6 protein-coding genes are annotated in these 6,669 nt (G+C 63.6%); 4 read left to right on the top strand and 2 right to left on the bottom strand.

The features are described from left to right. The 3 genes from ENZ74_RS16970 to ENZ74_RS16960 all read left to right on the top strand — a co-directional run. Positions 1 to 1,096, top strand: a 1,096-nt coding sequence (locus ENZ74_RS16970) for an efflux RND transporter periplasmic adaptor subunit (RefSeq protein ID WP_127312881.1), incomplete at its 5' end; no start/stop codon positions are given. 80 nt (positions 1,097 to 1,176) lie between these two features. Further along, positions 1,177 to 4,350, top strand: a complete 3,174-nt coding sequence (locus tag ENZ74_RS16965) for an efflux RND transporter permease subunit (protein ID WP_063169179.1) — start codon at positions 1,177 to 1,179, stop codon at positions 4,348 to 4,350. Positions 4,351 to 4,442: 92 nt separating this feature from the next. Continuing rightward, positions 4,443 to 4,601 (top strand): DUF3309 family protein, encoded by a 159-nt coding sequence (locus ENZ74_RS16960; RefSeq protein WP_013529196.1) that lies wholly within the window; start codon positions 4,443 to 4,445, stop codon positions 4,599 to 4,601. Positions 4,602 to 4,658: 57 nt separating this feature from the next. On the opposite strand, the gene ENZ74_RS16955 is transcribed toward ENZ74_RS16960, so the two are convergent. Both ENZ74_RS16955 and ENZ74_RS16950 read right to left on the bottom strand, forming a co-directional pair. Beyond that, on the bottom strand, positions 4,659 to 5,618 hold the full coding sequence (locus tag ENZ74_RS16955; RefSeq protein WP_063169178.1) for an SDR family oxidoreductase: 960 nt from the start codon (positions 5,616 to 5,618) through the stop codon (positions 4,659 to 4,661). A gap of 91 nt (positions 5,619 to 5,709) precedes the next feature. Further along, the gene (locus ENZ74_RS16950; protein WP_063169177.1) at positions 5,710 to 5,919 is read right to left on the bottom strand and encodes a DUF680 domain-containing protein; all 210 of its coding nucleotides are present in this window, start codon (positions 5,917 to 5,919) and stop codon (positions 5,710 to 5,712) included. A gap of 114 nt (positions 5,920 to 6,033) precedes the next feature. Between ENZ74_RS16950 and ENZ74_RS16945 the strand changes: the two genes are divergently transcribed. Further along, a partial coding sequence (locus ENZ74_RS16945) for a LysR family transcriptional regulator (protein WP_164761060.1) occupies positions 6,034 to 6,669 on the top strand: 636 nt, incomplete at its 3' end.

Raw genomic sequence — 6,669 nt, 5'->3', positions numbered from 1 at the left:
TTCGTCGGTCGGCAGCGTAGCCGCCAACAAAGCCAAGGCAGCCGGAGCCGAACAGGCCAAGGCGCCGGACGCGGCCAAGCCGAAGACGGCTGAAGCCGAGCCGAAGGCACCGCTGCGCACCGTTGCGGTGGTGACGCCGCCACGCAAGACCTATGCACGCGCCATCCGCATTTCCGGGCTGACCGAAGCCGACAAGCGGGCGGTGCTGGCGACGCGCGTCGCCGGTGTCATCGACAAGCTGCCTGTCAAGCAAGGCGATCACGTCAAGACGGGGGATCTGGTACTGATGCTTGCGGCGGAAGAAAAGATCTCGATGGTCGACAATGCAAAGCAGTTGGTGGTGCAGCGCCAGGCCGAGTTGGACGCAGCCTTGCGGCTGATGAAGACCGGCAATCTGCCGAAGCTGCAGCTCGACACCGCGCGCTCGAACCTGACCTCGGCGCAGTCGCAACTGGAAACGGCACAGGCCGAACTCGACCGCAACGAGGTGAAGGCGCCCTTCGACGGCGTTATCGACCGGGTGCCGGTGGAACTTGGCAGTTCCATCATGCAGGGCGGCGAGGTGGCAACCATCCTCAAGCTCGATCCGGTGATTGCCCGCGGCGAAGTCAGCGAGCGCGATCTCGGCTACCTGAAACTCGGGGACAAGGCCACCATACGGCTGGTCAGCGGCCAGACTGTCGAAGGCACCGTGCGCTACATCAGCCGCGACGCCTCTTCGGCGACCCGCACCTTCCGCGTCGAGGTTGCCGTCCCCAATGCCGACGGCTCCGTGCCGGCCGGCATGACGGCGGAAATCGCACTCAGCGCGTTGCCGACCGATGCGGTGCTGCTGCCGCGCTCGGTGGTGACGCTCGGCGACAAGGGCGACCTCGGCATCCGTGCCGTCGGCAAGGACAACAAGGTTGCGTTCTTCCCCATCGACCTCGTCGACGACACGCCGACCGGCCTGGTGCTTGGCGGCATCCCTGCCGATGCGCGCATCATCGTTGCCGGCCAGGAACTGGTGAAGGAAGGCGATGAGGTCAAGCCGGTCGAAGCCGACCAGGCAACCATCCAGAAACTGCTGGGCGAAGCGACCGCCGGCACGCAGTAGCATGGGGTACGGCGGACAGACCCCGGGCGGGGACACTTGGCTGCGACGCAGCTCGTGAAATTCAAGAACAGGCGTTAGCCATGGATATCGTCAGACTCGCAATCAACAATGCCCGCCTGACCATTTCGGTCCTCGTCTTCCTTCTGCTCGCCGGCTGGGTCGCCTATCAGTCGACGCCGAAGGAAGCCGAGCCCGACGTTCCGATTCCGATGATGTATATCAGCCTGATCTATCAGGGCATTTCGCCTGAGGATTCGGAGCGCCTTCTGCTGCGGCCGATGGAAAGCAAGCTGAAGAGCCTGAAAGGCCTCAAGGAAATGCGCTCGGCCGCCTTCCAGGGCGGCGGCTATGTGCTGGTCGAGTTCCAGCCGCAGACAAATCTGGCGACGGCCTTGCAGGACACGCGCTCCAAGGTGCAGGACGGCAAGGCCGACCTGCCGCAGGCGGCCGAAGAGCCGGTCGTTACCGAAGTCAACATCTCCGAATTCCCCGTCCTCGTCGTCACCCTGTCGGGCGAATTGCCCGAACGCGTGCTGACCGCCGCCGCGCGCGAACTGCGCGACCGTATCGAGGAAGTGCCAGGCGTCCTGGAGGGCTCGTTGCAGGGTTCGCGCGACGATCTTGTCGAAGTCGTCATCGATCCGATGAAACTGTCGTCCTACGGGTTGCAACTCGATCAGCTGATCGGCGCTGTCGGGGCCTCCAACAGTCTGGTCGCCGCCGGCAATATCGAAGGCTCGGAAGGCAAATACGCCGTCAAGGTGCCGTCACTGATCGAGACGCCCGAGGACGTGGCGGCCTTGCCCGTGGTCGCCGGCCCCAATGCCGTGGTGCAGGCCAAGGACATCGCGACGATCCGCTCGACCTTCGCCGATGCCACGACGATCACGCGCCTCAATGGCAAGCCGGCCATCGCCATCGAAGTCAAGAAGCGCATCGGCGCCAATCTGATCGACACGCTCGCCAAGGTGAGGGAGGTGTCCGACGCCTACGTCAAGACGATGCCGCAAGGCATGAACGTCACCTACACGCAGGACAAGTCGGTCTTCGTCAACCAGTTGCTCGGCGATCTGCAGAACCACGTCATGATCGCCGTCATCCTGGTGTTCATCGTCATCCTCTACGCGCTGTCGGGTCGTGCCTCGCTGCTGATCGGCCTGGCCATTCCGTCGTCTTTCCTGATCGGCATCCTGCTGCTGGCGATGATGGGCTACACGATCAACATGATCGTGCTGTTCAGCCTGATCCTGGCTGTCGGCATGCTGGTCGACGATGCCATCATCGTCACCGAGTTCGCCGAACGGCGGATGAGCGAAGGCATGCCGAAGGCGGAAGCCTTCGCATTGGCCGCCAAGCGCATGGCCGGTCCGGTCATTGCCGCGACGATGACGCGCATAGCCGCCTTCTCGCCACTGCTGTTCTGGCCGGGCATCATCGGCGACTTCATGAAGTACATGCCGATCACCCTGATCGTCACGCTATCGGCCTCGATGCTCTATGCGCTGGTGTTCGCGCCGACGCTGGGGGCGATCTTCGCCAAGGCGCCGGAGCATCATGAGGATGATAATCGCGACGGCTGGTACATGGCGATCGTCAAGCAGGCGGTGCGGTTTCCGATTACGGTGGTTTTGCTGACGGTCGCTCTGCTGTTCGGCGTCGGCTTTGCCTATTCGAAATATGGCGCCGGTGTCGAATTCTTCCCCAGTGTCGAGCCCGACTACGGCCTGCTCTACGTGCACGCGCGCGGCAACCTTTCGCTGGCCGAAATGGATACGGCGACCAAGATTGCCGAAAACAGGATGCTCGGCTGGCCCGGCATCAAGTCGGTCTACACCCGCGTCGGCAAGACACAAGGCGGCGGCCAGGATGTCCCTGAAGACGTCGTCGGCGTCATCCAGTACGAATTCATAGATTGGCGCGAGCGCAAGTCGGCGAACCAGATCCTGAACGATTTGCGCGGCGTCATGGCCGGCATTCCCGGCGTCGATGTCGAGGTGCGCGTGCCGGAGGCCGGTCCGCCGACCGGCAAGCCGATCCAGATCAGGCTTTCGGCCGTCGACCCCAAGGGGCTCGACGACAAAGCGCGCGCGGTTGCGGCACGCATCGGCAAGGTGCCTGGCGTCATCGACATTTCCGACGGCCTCCCGCCACCCGGCGTCGACTGGGCGCTCGAGGTCGACCGTGCCAAGGCAGCGCAATATGGCATCAGCCCAACCGCTGTCGGCACAGTGGTGCAACTGGTGACCAACGGGCTGAAGCTTTCGGAATACCGGCCTGCCGGCGCCGACGACGCCGTCGACATCAGGCTGCGTCTGCCGGAAGACCGGCGCACGCTGTCGACGCTCGACGAGCTCAGGGTGCAGACCTCGCAAGGCTCGGTGCCGATCTCGAATTTCGTCGTGCGCAAGCCGGAGCCGACGGTCGGTATCCTCAACCGTATCGACGGCGCGCGCACGGTGGTCGTCCAGGCAAACGTTGCCGCAGGCGCCCAGGTCGCGGCCGTGCAGGCGGAGGTCACCAAGGCCGTCTCCGGGATGGATCTCGGCAGCGGCATACGTTGGAAGCTGGCCGGCTCGAACGAAGACAGCGCCGAGGCCAGCGCCTTCCTTGGCAAGGCGTTCGGGGCGGCGATCTTCCTGATCTTCCTGGTGCTGCTGATGCAGTTCAACAAATTCACCAGCGTGCTGATGGTGCTGTCCTGCGTGGTCATGGCGACGGTTGGCGTGTTCCTGGGGCTGCTGATCACAGGCGAGACCTTCGGCATCGTCATGTCGGGCATTGGCGTCATCGCTCTGGCCGGCGTGGTGGTGAACAACAACATCGTGCTGATCGACACCTATGACCGGCTGCGCGAAGAAGGCTGGGACAAGATGGACGCGGTGCTGCAGACCTGCCGCGAGCGCGCCCGGCCGGTGGTGCTGACGGCGGTGTCGGCGATCCTCGGCGTGTTGCCGATCGCCTTCGGCCTTGGGCTGGAAATCTTCCATCACGAGACGACGATCAACGCGCCGTCGACGCAATGGTGGATTTCGCTGTCCTCGGCGATCGTCTTCGGCCTGTCCTTCGCCACCTTGCTGACGCTGGTGGTGACGCCGTCGATGCTGATGATTTTCACGCGCAGCAAGAACAGCCGCTTCTATGCGTTTTTCCGCCGGCTGTTCCGGCGCGGCAAGGGAACGGTTTCGCCGACCGACAGGCCTGGCCAGGAAGCAGGCGACGAACCGGAAATCGCCTTTCCGAAAGCCGCCGAATAGACCCCATCGCCGATTTGACCGCAGAGGCCGCCCGGAACAACCGGGCGGCCTCTGCATTGTCTCTGAGCGAAACGTCGAAGCGAGGGCTTCTCATGCCGATCACCACCATCGTCATCATCGTCCTGATCCTTGTCCTCATCGGCGCGGTGCCGGCCTGGCCGCATTCGCGCTCCTGGGGTTATGGGCCGTCGGGTATTGTCGGCGTCGTGCTGGTGGTGCTCATGGTGTTGCTGTTGATGGGACGGCTCTGAGGCGCCCTCTCGTGGATTGTTCAGTGTGCAGAGGGGCGGCGCCCATGATCGCGGGAGTCAGGCAGCTTTCGCAACGCCATTCACGGTGGCAATGCCGATATCGCCAAGAGCTTCAGCAACCGCCTGATCCAACGGCGTGTGCGGGATCTCGCCGACGATGCCTTCCAGCCGTATCGAAGCCAGCTGATGCGGCTCGAAGCGCAGGTAGGACATGGAGACGATCTCGCGCCACATCGCCACGAACGGGCTGCCAGCGCGCAGCACCCACCAGGGCATCGAAGTCATCTTGAGCGGACGACCAATAGCCTTCTCGGCAGCGGCCTTGATCTGCAGATCGGTGACCGCGTGGCCCGGAAAGTTCAGCGCTTCATAGAAGCCGAGCTTGTCCAGATTGCGCGCCAGCGCGACGAAACCCACAGCGAAGTCAGGCAGATAGGCCCATTCATGCACGAGCTCGACCGGGCCAGGCGCGGTGTAGATACCTTTGTTGATCTTGGCGGCAACGATCAGGTCGAACCATGATCCGCTGCCGGTGCCGCCGAAGAAATCGCCGGCCCGCAGAAGAATGGTGCGGACGCGGCTCGCGTCGGCCTCGCGACGAAACAACTCCTCCATGGCGCAGCGGATGCGGCCCTTTTGCGTGCTCGGGTGGAAGGGTGTGTCTTCCGATATCACCGCCGGCATCGGCGAGCCGTAATTGTAAACGGTGCCGGGGAAGAGGTGCAGTGCGCCGTTCGCGTGGCAGGCGGCCATGACATTCTGCGCCATCGGCAGGCACTTGCCCCAGTCGGTGTAGATCGGGTTGAGGCCGTTGAAGACGATATCGACACCTTGCGTGGCGCGGATGAGGGCCTCGCGGTCGAGAGCGTCACCGGCAACGGCCGTGGCGCCCTTGAGTTCGGCCGGTACCTTGCCGTTGCGGGTGACGGTGCGGACCTCGTAGCCCGCGTCGATGAAGGCCTTGGCGACCACGCGGCCGAGCCGGCCACCGGCACCGAGAATTGCGATCTTGGTCATTGGAAGCACTCCTGGTTGGGATTTAGGTGGTCGGTCGGGCGATCGGTACCAGCGACAGCGCGATCGGGATCAGCGACAAGCGCGATCGGGATCAGCGGCTGCCGAAGAGGTCGCGGTTGCTGCCCTGTGTGACCGGCTTCCGGATGGCCGCATCGGGGTTGTGAATCGAAGCGGTGGTCGTGTCGTCGGTGCTGGTGGCGGCCGGCTGGCTGGCGTCGTTCGAACCAAACTTGTCGCTGCCGGCAAAAGCGGCGCTGACGGAAATGAGGATAGCGGCGGTGGTGAGAGCGATCTTGGTCATCTGAGTTCTCCTGGTAGGTGTTTGCAGTCCGTGTTGGTGTCTGCAGCTGGAATATGGGCGCTTCGAATACGAATGGAAATTGACTAAAGGTGGCGTTCTGATATTCATAAATGAATGGCAGAAATCGACTGGAACCTGATCAAGAGCTTTGTCACCGTGGCGGAATCCGGCAGCCTGTCGGCTGCCGCGCGAAAGCTTTCGGCCAGCCAGCCGACGCTTGGCCGTCACATCGGCGAGTTGGAACAGGCGCTGGGCGTCACGCTGTTCCGTCGAGGACGGCACGGCTACGAACTGACGGAGGCCGGCAGCACGCTGTTGGAACGCGGCAAGGCGGTCAGCGAGCAGGCAAGCGCCTTCTCACTCCTGGCACTGGGTTCGGTCGAGGCTATCGAAGGCACGGTGCGTATCGCCGCCAGCGAGGTCGTGGCGGCCTATGTCCTGCCTGAGATGACGATGCGGCTGGGGATCGAGGAGCCCGGCATCGAGGTCGAGATCGTCGCTTCCAATCAGGTTGAGAACCTGCTGCGTCGAGATGCCGACATCGCCATCCGCATGGTCAAGCCGGCGCAGAACGAGCTGATGGCACGCAAGGTCTGCGACATCGAGCTCTGCGCCTGCGCGGCCAAATCCTATCTCGACAGGCGCGGCCGTCCGCTGAAGCCTGCCGATCTTGTCGGCCACGATCTGGTCGGCTTCGACCGCGGCGACGAGATCATCAGGGGTTTTACCCAGCACGGCATCCCCGTCACC

It is taken from the genome of Mesorhizobium sp. M7A.F.Ca.CA.002.15.2.1, assembly GCF_003998715.1.
GTDB classification, from domain to species: Bacteria; Pseudomonadota; Alphaproteobacteria; order Rhizobiales; family Rhizobiaceae; genus Mesorhizobium; species Mesorhizobium ciceri.
This window is presented reverse-complemented; position numbering and strand designations above follow the sequence as displayed.